This is a genomic window from Mycobacterium sp. SMC-17 (genome assembly GCF_045310915.1).
GTDB lineage: Bacteria > Actinomycetota > Actinomycetes > Mycobacteriales > Mycobacteriaceae > Mycobacterium.
Genome location: NZ_JBJIAK010000048.1, coordinates 1 through 13,465, shown reverse-complemented (window position 1 = coordinate 13,465; position 13,465 = coordinate 1). Strand labels below are relative to the sequence as shown.

The window sequence follows — 13,465 nt, the reverse complement described above, 5'->3', positions numbered from 1 at the left end:
CCGGGCCACCACTGCCATTCTTGACACGTGTCAAGTATCGTCGTGGCCATGCTCTTGCAGGAACTGCTCCCAGCCCCGCCGACCACGACGGCAGAAGCACTCGAGATCTTCGACGCCGCGCCGGCCGTCGAACCCGACTTCATGATCGGCACCTGGCACGGGGCCGAGATACCCACCGGACATCCGATGGACGGGCTGCTGGAAGCCAGCGGCTGGTGGGGAAAGCAGTTCGTCGACGCCGAAACCGTCCACCCACTGCTGTTTCCCGACCTGTCCGGCGAGAAGCTGTGGCCCCTCAACCCGGTGCTGGCGTTCTCCGGCGCCGGGCTCGCCACGAAAATCCCGATGCTGCACCGGCTTCCGGCCGCCAAGCCCATCGCCGCCCTGCGGCCACTGCTGCGGGCCCGCTCGGCGAAGGCCCGGCTGCGCACCACCCGTTACCGCGGAGTCGACACCGCCACAATGGTTTACGACCAGCTGCCGATCAACGACGTTTTCCGCAAGCTGTCCGACGACGCCGTCCTGGGCGCCATGGACCTGCGCGGCGAATCGCAGCCGTACTTCTTCGTGCTGCGCCGCGACGACTCGCTACGCCTCGGCCACTGACGCGATTTGTGCACGATAATCCGCGCCGAGCGCGGATTATCGTGCACAAATCACTAGTCGAGGGAGCGCAGCTGCTTCGGCAGTGAGCGCTTGGACCGGTGCGGGCCCAGGACCGCGGCACCGAACGGGCGCGTCAGCAGTTCGCGGGCGACGGCGTTGACCTCTTCGAGCGTCACCGCGTCGATCGACGCGAGCGTGTCCGAGATCGACTTGTGGTTGCCGTAATTCAGCTCCGCGCGTCCGATGCGGTGCATCCGGGAACCGGAATCCTCCAGCCCGAGCACCAGACCGCCGCGCATCGAGCCCTTGGCGATACGCAACTCGTCAGCGGTGATGCCTTCGCGCGCAACGTCTTCCAGCACGTCGGTGGTCACCCGGACCACCTCGTCGAAGCGGTCCGGCAGGCACGCCGAGTACACCGACAGCGCACCGGCATCGGAGAACGTGTCGATCGTGGAATACACCGAGTAGGCCAGTCCGCGGTTCTCCCGGATCTGCTGGAACAGCCTCGAACTCAGCCCACCGCCGAGCGCCGTGTTGAGCACCGACAGTGCCCACCGGTGCTCCCAATTGCGGCCCGGGGTGCGCACGCCCAGGTACATGTGGGCCTGCTCGGAATCACGCTTGATGAATTGCAGAGTCGGCGTGCCCGGCACCCGGCCGGCGCCCTTACGCGGCGGCACGGGCTTACGGCCCCGCACGAGGTGCGGCCGAAAGTGCTTGCGCACCATGGCCACAACTTCGTCGTGGTCGATGTTTCCGGCGACCGCGACCACCATCCGGTCCGGGGTGTACCGGCGGACGTGGAACGAGTGCAACTGGTTGCGGGTCATCGACGTGATCGATTCGACGCTACCGATGACCGGACGACCCACCGGGTGCGTGCCGAACATGGAGCCGAGGAAGACGTCCGCGAGGGTGTCCTCGGGATCGTCGTCGCGCATGGCGATCTCTTCGAGCACCACGTCACGCTCCAGCTCGACATCGCTTGCGGCACAACGGCCGTTGAGCACGACGTCCGAAACCAGGTCGATGGCCAGCCCGAGATCGCTGTCGAGCACGTGCGCGTAGTAGCAGGTGTGCTCGCGAGCGGTGAAGGCGTTCAGCTCACCGCCGACGGCGTCCATCGACTGGGCGATCTCGACAGCGGAGCGCGTCGGGGTCGACTTGAACAGCAGGTGTTCCAGGAAGTGCGCGGCCCCGGCGACGCTGGGGCCTTCGTCACGCGAACCGACGTTGACCCACACCCCGACCGACGCCGAATGCACGTGCGGCAGGTGTTCGGTGACGACCCGCAGCCCGCCCGGGAGATTGGTCTTGCGCACAGCGGCCGGGGCCTGCAGCGATGTCGCTGCAGAACCCCGGCCGTCGCGCGTTGTCGATTTAGGAGTTTGCAGGCGCGGCATCTGCCGGTGCAGTCTCCGATTCGGCGGGAGCGGAGTCGGCTGGCGCGGCGGAGGCGCCTGCGTCATCTCCCTCGTCCACCAGGATCAGCGAGATCTTCTGGCCCTTGCCACGGTTGTCCGCCGAGATGTCCGCGATCTCCACGCGCAGCTTGTCGCCGACGTTCACGACGTCCTCGACCTTCGCGACGCGCTTGCCCTTGCCGAGCTTGGAGATGTGCACCAGACCGTCGCGGCCCGGCAGCAGCGAGACGAACGCACCGAAGTCCGTTGTCTTCACCACGGTGCCGAGGAACCGCTCGCCGATCTTGGGCAGCTGCGGGTTGGCGATGGCGTTGATCTTGTCGATCGCCGCCTGCGCCGCCTCGCCGTTCGAGGCGCCGACGAACACCGTGCCGTCGTCCTCGATGGAGATGTTCGCACCGGTCTCCTCGGTGATCTGGTTGATCACCTTGCCCTTGGGCCCGATCACCTCACCGATCTTGTCGACCGGGACCTTGATGGTGGTGATGCGCGGCGCGTACGGGCTCATCTCGTCCGGCTCGTCGATGGCCTCGGCCATGACGTCCAGGATGGTCAGACGCGCGTCCTTGGCCTGGGCCAGGGCACCGGCCAGCACCTTGGACGGGATGCCGTCCAGCTTGGTGTCCAGCTGCAGGGCGGTGACGAAGTCCTTGGTACCGGCGACCTTGAAGTCCATGTCACCGAAGGCGTCTTCAGCACCGAGGATGTCGGTCAGCGCGACGTAGCGGGTCTCGCCGTCGACCTCGTCGGAGACCAGGCCCATGGCGATACCGGCGACCGGGGCCTTCAGCGGCACACCGGCGTTCAGCAGCGCCAGGGTGGAGGCACAGACCGAGCCCATCGAGGTGGAACCGTTGGAGCCCAACGCTTCCGAGACCTGACGGATGGCGTACGGGAACTCCTCGACGCTCGGCAGCACCGGCATCAGGGCCCGCTCGGCCAGCGCGCCGTGGCCGATTTCGCGGCGCTTGGGCGAACCGACGCGGCCGGTCTCACCGGTCGAGTACGGTGGGAAGTTGTAGTGGTGCATGTAGCGCTTGGTGGTCTCGGGACCGAGCGAGTCGATCTGCTGAGCCATCTTGATCATGTCCAGCGTGGTGACACCCATGATCTGGGTCTCGCCGCGCTCGAACAGCGCGCTGCCGTGCGCCCGCGGGATCACGGCGACCTCGGCGCTCAGGGCGCGGATATCGGTGATGCCACGGCCGTCGATGCGGAAGTGGTCGGTCAGGATGCGCTGGCGGACCAGCTTCTTGGTCAGCGAGCGGAACGCCGCGCCGATCTCCTTTTCGCGGCCCGCGTACGTCTCGGCCAAGCGCGAGAGCACCTCGACCTTGATCTCGTCGGTGCGCTCTTCGCGCTCCTGCTTGCCGGCGATGGTCAGCGCCTGCGACAGCGCGTCGGTGGCCACCGCGGCGACGGCCTGGAAGGCGTCGTCGGCGTAGTCGGGGAACAGCGGGAATTCGCCGGTCTCCTTGGCGGCAGCCTCGGCCAGCTCGGCCTGGGCGGTGCACAGCGCGGCGATGAACGGCTTGGCGGCCTCCAGGCCCTCGGCCACGACGGCCTCGGTGGGGGCGCCGGCGCCACCGGCGATCAGGTCGATGACATTGTCGGTGGCCTCGGCCTCGACCATCATGATCGCGACGTCACCCTCGACCTTGCGGCCGGCGACGACCATGTCGAACACGGCCTTCTCCAGCTGCTCGACGGTCGGGAACGCAACCCACTGGCCCTCGATCAGCGCGACGCGGACGCCGCCGACCGGGCCGGAGAACGGCAGGCCGGAAATCTGGGTGGACGCCGACGCGGCGTTGATGGCCACGACGTCGTACAGATCCTTGGGGTCCAGGCTCAGCACGGTGACGACGACCTGGATCTCGTTGCGCAGACCCGACACGAACGACGGGCGCAGCGGCCGGTCGATCAGACGGCAGGTCAGGATCGCGTCGGTGGAGGGCCGGCCCTCACGACGGAAGAACGAGCCGGGGATGCGGCCCGCGGCGTACATCCGCTCCTCGACGTCGATGGTCAGGGGGAAGAAGTCGAAGTGGTCCTTCGGGCTCTTGCTGGCCGTGGTGGCCGACAGGAGCATGGTCTCGTCGTCCAGGTAGGCGACGACGGAGCCGGCGGCCTGACGTGCCAGGCGACCGGTCTCGAAGCGGATGGTGCGGGTGCCGTAGCTCCCGTTGTCGATGACGGCGGTTGCTTCGAACACGCCCTCTTCAATTTCAACTGCAGACATGGATGTCGCAATAACCTCTCTGGGCCCGCCCTATGCGGGTTCCGTTTTTTCTGGTTCCTCTTTGTTACTGCTGTCGCATCGTCACACGCGAGCATCCAGAAAACCCGAAAACCATCCCGCTAACTGCTGACGGCCGTCGATCGAAGCGGCCGGGGGTCATGCCCCGGCAGCCACTACCGAAGACCGCCCCACGAGGTTCAGGCGGACGCTGTGTGACGTTCCGACGTCTTGGGCGCTGGGCCCAAAACAGTTTTATGTTACTACCCGTACCAATGCCCATCGCCAGGCCTGCCGGAGCAGACCTGGCGATGGGAGTGAATCAGTGGTGCGTCAGCGACGCAGACCCAGACGCTCGATCAGCGAGCGGTACCGCGCGACGTCGACCTGAGCGACGTACTTGAGCAACCGGCGGCGACGGCCGACCAGCAGCAGCAGGCCACGCCGGCTGTGGTGGTCGTGCTTGTGCTGCTTGAGGTGCTCGGTCAGGTCCGAGATGCGCTTGGTCAGCAGGGCGACCTGAGCCTCCGGCGAGCCGGTGTCGGTGTCATGCAGGCCGTACTGACCCAGGATCTCTTTTTTCTGCTCGGCAGTGAGTGCCACGAAACAACTCCATCAATTCGGTCCGCGAAGAACAACGAGGGCGCGGCCACCGCGAACTGCAGCACGCGCGTCGGGCAGTTTATCAGGAAGCTACTGCGGAACCAGAATCGTGCGAGCCCGCTGGGTATCGCGATCCATGGCCACGACCAGGTCGTCCACCGAATCGAACTTCTCCTGGCCGCGGATGCGCGAAACGAAATCGACCGCCACGTGCTGCCCGTACAGGTCTGCCTCGGTGTCGAGCACGAAGGCCTCGACGGTGCGGGTGCGGCCGGAGAACGTCGGATTGGTGCCGACGGACACCGCGGCCTGGTAGCGCTCCCCCGGCGTCACGGTGCCGACCGACGGGCCGTGCCCCAGGACGGTGAACCAGGCGGCGTAGACGCCGTCGGCCGGGATCGCCGAGTGCATCGGCGGGGCGACGTTGGCGGTCGGGAAGCCCAGCCCGCGGCCGCGGCCGTCACCGCGGACGACGACGCCCTCCACGCGGTGCGGCCGGCCCAGCGCTTCGGTTGCGGCGGCCATGTCGCCGGCGTCCACGCAGGACCGGATGTAGGTGGACGAGAACGTGACCGTCTCGGCCTGGTGATGCTCGGCCACCAGCGAGATGCCCTCGACCGCGAAGCCGAAGCGCTCGCCGGCCTTGCGCAGCAGCGGCACGTTGCCGCCGGCCTTCTTGCCGAAGGTGAAGTTCTCGCCGACCACGACCTCGAGGACGTGCAGACGCTCGACGAGCAGTTCGTGCACGTACCGCTCGGGGGTCAGCTTCATGAAGTCGGTGGTGAACGGCATGACGAGGAAGACGTCGACGCCCAGTTCCTCGACCAGTTCGGCCCGGCGGGTCAGCGTCGTCAGCTGCGCGGGGTGACTACCCGGCAGGACCACTTCCATCGGATGCGGATCGAACGTCATCAACACGGTGGGGACGCCGCGGGACCGGCCGGCCTTCACCGCGTGGCTGATCAGTTCTGCATGTCCACGATGTACGCCATCGAATACCCCGATGGTGAGCACACATCGGCCCCAATCCGTGGGGATCTCGTCCTGCCCACGCCAGCGTTGCACGACCGCAAGCCTACGGCGCGCCGCCGCGGCAGGCACCGTGAGATCCCCGGATGAGGTGACGATTGCCTAAACTTTGTGGTGTGAGTCCTGCAGAAGACGCCGGCAATACGCCGGATCTATCCACGGTCGCCCAGGACTACCTCAAAGTCATCTGGACCGCGCAGGAGTGGTCGCGCGAGAAAGTCAGCACGAAAATGCTGGCCGAACGCATCGGGGTGTCGGCGTCGACGGCCTCGGAGTCGATCCGCAAGCTCGCCGATCAGGGCCTGGTGCACCACGAGAAGTACGGCGCGGTGACACTCACCGACATCGGTCGCAGCGCGGCGCTGGCCATGGTCCGCCGCCACCGGTTGATGGAGACGTTCCTGGTGCGCGAACTCGGCTACGGCTGGGACGAGGTGCACGACGAAGCCGAGGTGCTCGAGCACGCCGTGTCGGACCGGATGCTGGACCGCATCGACGCCAAGCTCGGCTTCCCGACGCGGGACCCGCACGGCGATCCCATTCCCGCGGCCGATGGCCAGGTGCCGACTCCCCCGGCGCGGCAGCTGTCCGCGTGCTCGGACGGTGACGCCGGCACGGTGGCCCGGATTTCCGACCACGATCCCGAGATGCTGCGGTACTTCGACAGCGTCGGGATCACGCTCGATTCACATCTGCGGGTCGTGGCCCGGCGCGACTTCGCCGGGATGATCTCGGTGGCGGTGACAGCGGCCGACGCCGCCACCGACGACACGACGACGGTCGACCTGGGCAACCCGGCGGCCGAAGCCATCTGGGTCGTCGCGTAGCGCGCATCGGGTTCGCGTCGAGGGTGCGTACAGATCGTCGGATCCACCGTGGAGACGCTCTGACTGCACGTTCGTATGCGTGTAGGCGCTGGGCACTTGACAAGCAAATCCCTTGTGGGCGTTGATCGTGCGCTCACTCAGACAAAGTTCGAGTAGCGAAGAGCCGGTGTGCACGGTCAACGCAAGGCTGCCCTGACGGTGCGCGCAGGTCGACTGGCCACGTGATCTCCGGCTCATGGGTGGCCATGTGCCGGCGCTACAACGTCGCCGGCCGCAGCACCACGACGCTGCTGGTGCGCTTGGGCCCGTCCTCCAGTAGCGCGATGACCCGCCCGTCGGGCGCGGTCGCGGCGTAGGTGCCGTCGATGCCGGCCGGCTTCAGGGCTCTCCCGTGCCGGGCGTCCTCGGTCTCGTCGTCGGTGAGGTCGCGCCGCGGGAACCCGAGCAGGCAGGCCGCGTCCAGCGAGTAGCTCAGCTCGGCCGCATCGGTCAGCTGTTCCAGCGTGCGCGCCTCGTCCAGTCCGTAGCGGCCAACCTTGGTGCGCCGCAACGCCGTCAGGTGCCCACCCACGCCGAGCGCGGCACCGACGTCACGGGCCAGCGCCCGGATGTAGGTGCCCGACGAGCAGTCCACCGTGACGTCGACATCGACGAAATCCTCGACCCGCCGGACCGCGTCCACCGTGAAGCGTTCGATCCGCACCCGGCGGGCCGCCAACTCGGGCGCCTTGCCTTCGCGGACCAGCTTGTACGCGCGCTCACCGTCGACCTTGATGGCGCTGACCGCCGATGGCACCTGGTCGATCTCGCCCCGCAGGGTCGCAACGGCGGATTCGATCTGCGCGTCCGTCACATGGGCGGCCGAAACCTTCTCCAGCACTTCGCCTTCGGCGTCCTCGGTCGACGTGGTCTGGCCGAGACGGATGGTCGCGACGTACGTCTTGTCGGTGGCGGTCAACAGGCCCAGGATCTTGGTGGCCCGTTCGATGCCGACCACCAGCACGCCGGTCGCCATAGGGTCCAGCGTGCCGGCGTGCCCGACCTTGCGGGTGCCGAACAATCGCCGGCATCGGCCGACGACATCGTGGCTCGTCATCCCGGCGGGTTTGTCGACGATCACCAGCCCCGGTGGCGGAGCCGGCTTCGACGCCGTCTTCACAGCGAGATCGCCGTCAGGACAAGGCCGTTCGATACGGTGAAGCGGCCCGGCAGTTCCGTCAGCGGCGGGCCGGACTCGGCGGCCGGGTCGATGAGGATGCGCGACAGGAACGTGCCCGAACTCCCCGACGAATCCAGCTCGAAGGTGATGTGCGCGTCCTCGAATCCCAGCCAGCGGTGGGTCAGCGGGAACCAGGCCTTGTACGTCGCCTCCTTGGCGCAGAACAGGATCCGGTCCCAGTGCAGGTCACCCTCCAGCGTCGCCACGGCGTCCTGCTCGGCGGGCAACGCGACCGCGCCCAGCACGCCCTTGGGCAACACCCCGTGCGGTTCGGCGTCGATACCGACCGAGCGCACCTCCGTGGCCCGTGCCACCACGGCGCCGCGGAAACCCTCGCAGTGCGTCAGGCTGCCGACGATGCCGTCGGGCCAGCACGGTTCGCCCTTGTCGCCCTTGAGGATCGGGACCGGGCCGACATCGAGCTTGCCCAATGCCTCACGGGCGCAGTGCCGCACGGTGATGAATTCGTTGCGGCGCTTGGCCACCGACCGGGCGATCAGCGGCTCTTCCTCCGGCAGCGGCACGAGATTGCCCGGGTCGGAGTACGTCTCGGCGGTGGCCACCACGTCAGGCAGCACCTGCGATAGCAGCGCATCACCCATCACAACCGCCTCGAATTGATCCGGTCCTGCATCTTCTGCGCGTGCTCCCGCATTTCCTGGGTGATCTCGAAGTGGCCACCGAAGTCGTTGAGGTAGCCGGGTGGGTACTGGGGGTCCGGCAGGATTTGGCGCATCCACCGATAAGGCTTGCGGCGCCGCCACTCTCGCGGATAGCCGACCGACACTTCCTCGAACCGCACCCCGTCGTAGTAGGTGGTGCGCGGAATATGCAGGTGGCCGTACACCGAACAGATGGCGTTGTAGCGGGTGTGCCAGTCTTTGGTCGCGGTGGTGCCGCACCACAGCGAGAACTCCGGATAGAACATGGCGTCGCAGGGTTCGCGCACCAGCGGGAAGTGGTTGACCAGGACCGTCGACTCCATCCAGTCCAGGTCGTCGAGCTTCTTGCGAGTGATGTTCAGCCGGTCCCGGCACCACGCGTCCCGGGTCGCGTACGGCTCGCTCGACAGCAGGAACTCATCGGTCCCGACGACGTTGCGCTCCTTGGCCAGCGCCAGGCCCTCGGCCTTTGTCGCGGTGCCCGCGGGCAAGAAGCTGTAGTCGTACAGCAGGAACATCGGCACGATGGTCGCCGCGCCGCCCGGGCCGGTCCAGACCGGGAACGGATGCTCGGGCGTCACGATGCCCATCTGGTCGCACATGTCGACCAGGTAGTCGTAGCGGGCCTTCCCGAAGATCTGCATCGGGTCCTTGTTGGTGGTCCACAGTTCGTGGTTGCCCGGCACCCAGATCACTTTGGCGAAGCGCTTGCGCAGCAGGTCCAGGGACCACCGGATGTCGTCGGTGCGCTCGGCAACGTCGCCGGCGACGATCAGCCAGTCGTCCGGTGAGGCCGGGTGCAGCGACTCGGTGACCGGCTTGTTTCCGGTGTGCCCGATGTGCAGGTCACTGATTGCCCAAAGGGTCGGCTGAGTCGACACAAAAATCCAGGGTACTTGGGTGACAGCAACGCCCGCTGCAGTGCCAACCGTCCCGCGCAGCGGGAGAAACTAGAACAGGTTCTCCCATCCTGTCCGGTGTGACGCAGGCGACTTGTAGACTCCCCGCAGTATTGCTCGGATCTAAGGGGTGTCATGGCAGCGATGGCCGGGAAACTACGGCTCGTGTCGGCGCTGTGTGCGCTCGTGACGGCAGGCGTGGTGGTCACACAGACCAACCCAGTGACACCGACCGGCGGCGACAACGTCGAGCTGCGCTCCACCTCCGCCCCGATGAGCAGCACCATCAAATATCCGATCATCGCCACCACGAACCCGAGCCCATTCGACCCGTGCGATCAGATTCCGCTCGATGCAATCAACGCCATGGGTCTGGGCTTCACCCCGCCCGATCACGAAGACGGCCTGCGCTGTCACTACGACGCCGGTAATTACCAGATGGCCGTCGAGCCGATCGTCTGGCGCACCTACGAGCAGACGCTGCCGGCCGACGCCGTCGAGCTGAACATCGCCGGGCACCGGGCCGCGCAGTACTGGATCATGAAGCCGACCGACTGGAATGACCGGTGGTGGGTGACGTGCATGATCACGTTCAAGACCAGTTACGGGCTGATCAACCAGTCGCTGTTCTACTCGCCCATCGAGTCGCCTGACCGCCCGGACTGCCTGCAGACAAACCTGCAGCGCGCCAACCAACTGGTGCCGTTCTACAAGTTCTGATCGTGAACTTCTGATCGTGAGGCGACCGGGCCCTGTGTCGCGACGCCTAGCTGGGCTCGAGTGCTGATCGGACACCTGTGTGCCCGAAGTCATCGCCCTTCCACAACAATGGCTCGCGACAGTCGATCGCCAGCGCATATGCGAAGCAGTCGCCGAAGTTGAGGCCCGCGGGGTGGCCGCTGCCTTTCCCGAAATCGCGGTAGGCCTGGCGGGCCAGCCGGGCCTGATGCTCGGTCACCGGTTCGATGACGAATCCGGCGCTATCCACCAGGTCATCGAACCGCGTACTGATGACTGGATCGCGGCGCGCATCCAGGACGATTCCGCATTCGAGATAGCTTGCCGCCGACAGCCGCGGCACCGCCGCAGCCGCAATCGCCCGGGCATAGACTCCCACGTCGTCCTCGTCCGCAACCAGCGCGATGATGGCCGAGGTGTCCACGATCATTTCGGCAGTCCGTATTCGTCGTAAAGCAGCTCACTGTGGTCCGGTAGTCCCTCGGGACCCAGCCGGCTCCTGATACTGCGGGCAATATCCAGCAAGCGCTCTGCCAGATCATCGGCCTGCAGTCGTCGGAGTCGGTCGTTCACCGCTGTCGCGACGGCCTGTGCCTGCGACTCGCCCGTGATCTTCGCGATCGCCTTCACGGCTTCATGGACGGCCGGATCTTTGATGTTCAGCGCCATGATTGGTACCTTCCGACCCCTCCAATGGTACCAATGGGTGTCAGCGGCGGTCATGCCGTTTTCCTCCGGCGCGGCCGCGCGCGGTCATAGGCTGCCGCAAACCGAGCCCATTCGACGGCATCCGGAGGAACGGCAGCGTAGCTGCGGTCCATGCCACAAGCTCTCTCGCGCAACCAATTCAGGGCCTCGTCGAAATCTGCCTCGTCCAGGGCAGGCAGCTGCAGCGCGTCTCCGCATGCGGCGAGATGCTCCTCATAGCGATCGTCCCAACATTCGGCCCGCCAGCCGCGCCACAACTCCGGCAGTGCCCGGAACACACCCATGACGTCGGCGGTGTTCCACACCCCGACCACATTTCGGGGTACATCGATGTGCACCCCGCCCTCGGGAATCTTGTCGAGCCGCAGTCTCCGGACGCCGCTACCTGGCAATTTGTCCAGCAACGCCGGCCCGTGCCATGCCTTGCTGTCACCCCACCACAACGGCCACATCCGCAATTCCCCCGACGCGTCGATGACCGAAACCAAGTGGCACAAAGAGTTTCGGGATTTTGCCAGTTTCGGCGCGGAAAGACCATCCAGCGATGGCAGGGCAAACTCCTTCCCAACGTATCCGCCGATCTCGACTGTTCCGTCGTAGGCGTAGCAGATCTCGTAGCCCGCCCATACCTCCGCGAGCGCCGCAAGAATTGTGCGGCGGAACGGCATCTCCACCATGAGGCTGTCGCCGAAGAACACGACCCGCCGCCGATCGAAGTCGAAGACCGCACCGCCGTCGCACCACAACGGATCAGTCCAGGTGTCGTGGGACTGCCGGCGGCCCAGCGATTCGAGGAATTGCAAGGCCAAGGGCGGGCCACCTATCAGTAGGTCCACCATGCGGCAGCCCTCGCAGTGGGAGTAAACGTACTGCCACTCTTGGTCTTTCACGACAACGATGTTCGCTCGATTACCCATCGGGGCCCCACCCTCTTCGGGTGCGGATATGTGCCGCACCGGTTGACTCTGGTTTACTCCGGGGCACCGACATTGATGATGGAAGAGCGTTACCGCGCGGGTCGTGGCTCTGGCACTGACTGACGCCCTACTGGGTTGTCTTTAACCTGATTTGCCCGGCCCGTGTGGTGCGCGTCTTGTTCACACCGGACAGGACGGACATGACTTAATCAGGAGCCTTGTGGTTCCCCCGAGATCGTGGAGGGTTTCTTAAGCCGCTTGCGGCTTCTGTCGGTTTTCCCTGATCTCGTAGTTGACGGGTGAGAGCCCGTCGGCAGCACTGTGGCGTCGTTGGTGGTTGTAGAACGTGTAGCACCAGTCGATGACCACCGCCCGCGCCTGGATAGTATCACCGAAATCGTTGCGGGACAGCACTTCCCACTCCAACGATGAGAAGAACGCTTCGGCGGCGGCGTTATCGAAGCACGACCCCACCCGGCCCATCGACTGCCGGACTCCAAGCCTGCTACACAGGTTGCGGAACGCCTGAGCGGTATACGTACTGCCGCGGTCGGTGTGGAAAATGACCCGCTGAGCCTCATCGTCACGCCAGATCGCCTCCCGTCCGCCACGTGCGGCCACGGCCATCTCCAAAGCGGCGCAGGCCAGTGTGGCGTCGGGATGTCGCGAGGTCGCCGCACCGAGCAACCGCCGGCTGTACAGATCGATCACCGTCGCCAGATACAACTTGCCGGCCGCGGTCGGGATCTCGGTCATATCCCCAACCCACCTGGTGTTCGGCGCCGCCGCGGTGAAGTCCCGTTTGAGCAGGTCAGGGAACTTCGGTGCGGACTTGTCCTGCCGCGTGAGCCCACTACGACGACGGATCTTGCGGGCAATGAGGCCTTGGCGGCGCATCGAATCGGCGACCGTCTTCTCCGACACCACCCAGCCCAGATCACGCAGGTCGGCCACCAGCCGCGGCGACCCGTGCAGCCCCTTGGACTTCCCGAATGCCGTCCGCACCGCTTCGTCGAGCTGGCAACGGCGCCGATCGGTGTCGGTGTGCACCCCGCCCGGGTCACCGGCACGACCGAGCCATTTATAGAACCAGGACACACTCACACCCAACAATGCGCAGGTAAACCTATGAGGCACACGGTATTTGGTCCTCTGGTCGGCGACAAAGCGTGCCACGCTCACTTCGTCGCCTCCTTCACCCACAGGACCACGGATCGCTTGAGGACATCACGCTCCATCCGCAGCTCGGCGACCTCGCTGCGCAGGCGTTTGAGCTCATCCATATCGTCGCGGGTCAACTCGCCGCGGCCCTCGCGGGCCTCCCGCGCCCGCGCCACCCAGTTGCCCAGCGTGCCCTCATGCACCCCCAGGTCCCGCGCGACCTGCGCGATCGGCTTCCCCGTCTCTTCGACGATCCGGACAGCACCCTCACGGAACTCCCGGTCGTACTTCTTGCGTTTCTCTGGCATCTCGACCCCTATTGTCGATGCCTCCACGCTTTCGGGGGAACCTCACCTGGCCGTTCCTCATCAATGTCTTGTCTGCCCGCCCTGGCCGGTGTGTGCCCCGCCCAACGCTGGTCAGAAGGGAC

Annotated in this window: 15 protein-coding genes; 3 read left to right on the top strand and 12 right to left on the bottom strand. The window is 66.1% G+C overall.

Translation table 11 applies throughout. The features are described from left to right. Positions 1–48 precede the first annotated feature (48 nt). Positions 49–606 (top strand): DUF4334 domain-containing protein, encoded by a 558-nt coding sequence (locus ACJH7A_RS24195; protein ID WP_212814843.1) that lies wholly within the window; start codon positions 49–51, stop codon positions 604–606. Between the two features lie 53 nt (positions 607–659). On the opposite strand, the gene ACJH7A_RS24190 is transcribed toward ACJH7A_RS24195, so the two are convergent. The 4 genes from ACJH7A_RS24190 to ACJH7A_RS24175 form a co-directional block, all read right to left on the bottom strand. After that, the gene (locus ACJH7A_RS24190) at positions 660–2,012 is read right to left on the bottom strand and encodes a pitrilysin family protein (protein ID WP_237162791.1); all 1,353 of its coding nucleotides are present in this window, start codon (positions 2,010–2,012) and stop codon (positions 660–662) included. Next, a complete protein-coding gene (locus ACJH7A_RS24185; RefSeq protein WP_267325572.1) occupies positions 1,990–4,275 on the bottom strand; it encodes a polyribonucleotide nucleotidyltransferase in 2,286 nt (761 codons plus the stop codon). The genes ACJH7A_RS24190 and ACJH7A_RS24185 overlap by 23 nt, the downstream gene beginning before the upstream one ends. A 330-nt stretch (positions 4,276–4,605) precedes the next feature. After that, positions 4,606–4,875: a 30S ribosomal protein S15 gene (gene rpsO, locus ACJH7A_RS24180; RefSeq protein WP_060999682.1), complete on the bottom strand. Its 270-nt coding sequence runs from the start codon at positions 4,873–4,875 to the stop codon at positions 4,606–4,608. A gap of 90 nt (positions 4,876–4,965) precedes the next feature. After that, complete coding sequence (locus ACJH7A_RS24175) at positions 4,966–5,940, bottom strand: bifunctional riboflavin kinase/FAD synthetase (protein ID WP_060999680.1); 975 nt, start codon at positions 5,938–5,940, stop codon at positions 4,966–4,968. 80 nt (positions 5,941–6,020) lie between these two features. Between ACJH7A_RS24175 and mntR the strand changes: the two genes are divergently transcribed. Beyond that, complete coding sequence (mntR, locus tag ACJH7A_RS24170) at positions 6,021–6,731, top strand: manganese-binding transcriptional regulator MntR (RefSeq protein ID WP_133426034.1); 711 nt, start codon at positions 6,021–6,023, stop codon at positions 6,729–6,731. 256 nt (positions 6,732–6,987) lie between these two features. Here mntR and truB read toward each other — a convergent pair whose 3' ends face one another. From truB to ACJH7A_RS24155, 3 genes are read right to left on the bottom strand one after another with little or no spacing between them, the layout of a single operon-like run. Beyond that, the gene (gene truB, locus ACJH7A_RS24165) at positions 6,988–7,890 is read right to left on the bottom strand and encodes a tRNA pseudouridine(55) synthase TruB (RefSeq protein WP_133426033.1); all 903 of its coding nucleotides are present in this window, start codon (positions 7,888–7,890) and stop codon (positions 6,988–6,990) included. After that, positions 7,887–8,552: a 4'-phosphopantetheinyl transferase gene (locus tag ACJH7A_RS24160; RefSeq protein WP_133426032.1), complete on the bottom strand. Its 666-nt coding sequence runs from the start codon at positions 8,550–8,552 to the stop codon at positions 7,887–7,889. Before ACJH7A_RS24160 ends, truB begins: the two co-directional genes overlap by 4 nt. After that, positions 8,552–9,499, bottom strand: coding sequence for a metallophosphoesterase (locus ACJH7A_RS24155; protein ID WP_082762158.1), 948 nt, complete (start codon positions 9,497–9,499; stop codon positions 8,552–8,554). Before ACJH7A_RS24155 ends, ACJH7A_RS24160 begins: the two co-directional genes overlap by 1 nt. 156 nt (positions 9,500–9,655) lie before the next feature. On the opposite strand from ACJH7A_RS24155, the gene ACJH7A_RS24150 reads away from it, so the two are divergent. Beyond that, positions 9,656–10,231 carry a DUF3558 domain-containing protein gene (locus tag ACJH7A_RS24150; RefSeq protein WP_060999754.1) on the top strand — a complete coding sequence of 192 codons (576 nt, stop codon included), beginning with the start codon at positions 9,656–9,658 and terminating at the stop codon, positions 10,229–10,231. A 46-nt stretch (positions 10,232–10,277) separates the two neighbouring features. Here ACJH7A_RS24150 and ACJH7A_RS24145 read toward each other — a convergent pair whose 3' ends face one another. The 5 genes from ACJH7A_RS24145 to ACJH7A_RS24125 form a co-directional block, all read right to left on the bottom strand. Beyond that, positions 10,278–10,679, bottom strand: a complete 402-nt coding sequence (locus ACJH7A_RS24145; protein ID WP_064861146.1) for a type II toxin-antitoxin system VapC family toxin — start codon at positions 10,677–10,679, stop codon at positions 10,278–10,280. Continuing rightward, positions 10,676–10,918, bottom strand: a complete 243-nt coding sequence (locus tag ACJH7A_RS24140) for a type II toxin-antitoxin system VapB family antitoxin (RefSeq protein ID WP_133426031.1) — start codon at positions 10,916–10,918, stop codon at positions 10,676–10,678. Before ACJH7A_RS24140 ends, ACJH7A_RS24145 begins: the two co-directional genes overlap by 4 nt. A 50-nt stretch (positions 10,919–10,968) precedes the next feature. Then, entirely contained in the window at positions 10,969–11,766 is a 798-nt protein-coding gene (locus ACJH7A_RS24135; protein ID WP_237162790.1) for a hypothetical protein, read from the bottom strand. Between the two features lie 357 nt (positions 11,767–12,123). Continuing rightward, entirely contained in the window at positions 12,124–13,056 is a 933-nt protein-coding gene (locus ACJH7A_RS24130; RefSeq protein ID WP_133426029.1) for an IS3 family transposase, read from the bottom strand. Beyond that, positions 13,053–13,343 carry a transposase gene (locus ACJH7A_RS24125; RefSeq protein WP_133426028.1) on the bottom strand — a complete coding sequence of 97 codons (291 nt, stop codon included), beginning with the start codon at positions 13,341–13,343 and terminating at the stop codon, positions 13,053–13,055. Before ACJH7A_RS24125 ends, ACJH7A_RS24130 begins: the two co-directional genes overlap by 4 nt. Between the last annotated feature and the right edge of the window lie 122 nt (positions 13,344–13,465).

Bases quoted from the DNA above. Each gene is read 5' to 3' on its own strand.
- ACJH7A_RS24190 (WP_237162791.1), bottom strand. From the start codon at position 2,012: ATGCCGCGCCTGCAAACTCCTAAATCGACAACGCGCGACGGCCGGGGT.
- ACJH7A_RS24140 (WP_133426031.1), bottom strand. From the start codon at position 10,918: ATGGCGCTGAACATCAAAGATCCGGCCGTCCATGAAGCCGTGAAGGCG.
- ACJH7A_RS24195 (WP_212814843.1), top strand. From the start codon at position 49: ATGCTCTTGCAGGAACTGCTCCCAGCCCCGCCGACCACGACGGCAGAA.
- ACJH7A_RS24150 (WP_060999754.1), top strand. From the start codon at position 9,656: ATGGCCGGGAAACTACGGCTCGTGTCGGCGCTGTGTGCGCTCGTGACG.
- ACJH7A_RS24145 (WP_064861146.1), bottom strand. From the start codon at position 10,679: ATGATCGTGGACACCTCGGCCATCATCGCGCTGGTTGCGGACGAGGAC.
- ACJH7A_RS24185 (WP_267325572.1), bottom strand. From the start codon at position 4,275: ATGTCTGCAGTTGAAATTGAAGAGGGCGTGTTCGAAGCAACCGCCGTC.
- ACJH7A_RS24160 (WP_133426032.1), bottom strand. From the start codon at position 8,552: ATGGGTGATGCGCTGCTATCGCAGGTGCTGCCTGACGTGGTGGCCACC.
- ACJH7A_RS24125 (WP_133426028.1), bottom strand. From the start codon at position 13,343: ATGCCAGAGAAACGCAAGAAGTACGACCGGGAGTTCCGTGAGGGTGCT.